The sequence below is a fragment of the Candidatus Methylomirabilota bacterium genome (assembly GCA_028870115.1).
Classification (GTDB): domain Bacteria; phylum Methylomirabilota; class Methylomirabilia; order Methylomirabilales; family Methylomirabilaceae; genus Methylomirabilis.
Map to the genome: position 1 here is coordinate 1 of JAGWQH010000059.1, position 1,109 is coordinate 1,109.

The 1,109-nt window shown below is 63.0% G+C and carries 2 protein-coding genes; both read right to left on the reverse strand.

Translation table 11 applies throughout. From position 1 onward, the window contains the following. A partial coding sequence (locus tag KGL31_06690) for a GDP-mannose 4,6-dehydratase (protein ID MDE2321590.1) occupies nucleotides 1-689 on the reverse strand: 689 nt, incomplete at its 3' end. Beyond that, nucleotides 689-1,109, reverse strand: a 421-nt coding sequence (locus KGL31_06695; protein ID MDE2321591.1) for a mannose-1-phosphate guanylyltransferase, incomplete at its 5' end; no start/stop codon positions are given. The genes KGL31_06690 and KGL31_06695, both read right to left, overlap by 1 nt.

Here is a 1,109-nt window from a genome sequence, read left to right on the forward strand (position 1 = left end):
CACATCGCCTCGACATAGTCACCGGCATAGCCCCAGTCGCGACGAGCATCCAGGTTACCAAGGCGTAGCTCGGCCGCCAAGCCGTGCTTGATCCGCGCGACGCCATCGGTCACCTTCCGAGTGACAAACTCCTTACCCCGACGGGGGGACTCGTGGTTGAACAGGATGCCGGAACAGGCAAAGAGCCCGTAGCGTTCCCGGTAGGTGACCGTGATCCAATGGCCGTAGAGCTTGGCCACGCCGTACGGGCTTCTCGGATGGAACGGCGTCCGCTCGTCCTGCGGCGCCTCCTGAGCCTTACCGAACATCTCGCTCGTGCTGGCCTGGTAGAACCGGATCCCGGGATCCACCAGGCGGACCGCCTCCAGCAGGCGGGTCACACCTACGGCGGTACACTCTGCTGTGAAGACAGCCTGCTCCCAGGAGGTTGAGACGAACGACTGCGAGGCGAGGTTGTAGATCTCGTGAGGCCGGACCTCTCTGATGAGATGGATCAGGGACTCCTGGTCGAGCAAGTCTGCCGGCTGCAGGGTGATCCGATCGAGCATGTGCGCGATCCGGTCGAACGGTTCGGCACCTGACCGTCGCACCATCCCGTCCACCGTGTATCCTCGCTGCAAGAGAAGCTCGGTCAAATAGGAGCCGTCCTGGCCCGTAATGCCGGTGATTAACGCCCTCCGCGCAGGCATTAGGGCTTCCTCACGAGTCCTCTGACCTCCTGGGCCCGCCCCTTGGGGCAGACCAGTACGCCGTCCGCAGACGCCACCACAATCATCTCCGACAGCCCAACCGTTGCCACCCTCGGCCCGTTTGAGACGATGATCGACTGGGTGGTGTCCAGGGACCGCACCTCACCTACAATCACATTACCGCTTTCGTCGACGGGCTGCACCCGGGCCAACGCATCCCAGGCCCCCAGATCGTCCCAGGCCAAATCGGCCCTGACCATCGCGACGCCTCTTTCCATCCGTTCCAACACCCCATAGTCGATCGACTGCTTTTGAAGCGCGCTGTACTCACGGACCAGCACCTCCTGCGCCCCCCAAGCCTCGCGAATACGACAAAGGCCTGCCCACACGTCTCGCATATGCTGAGCCAGCAGGTTCTGG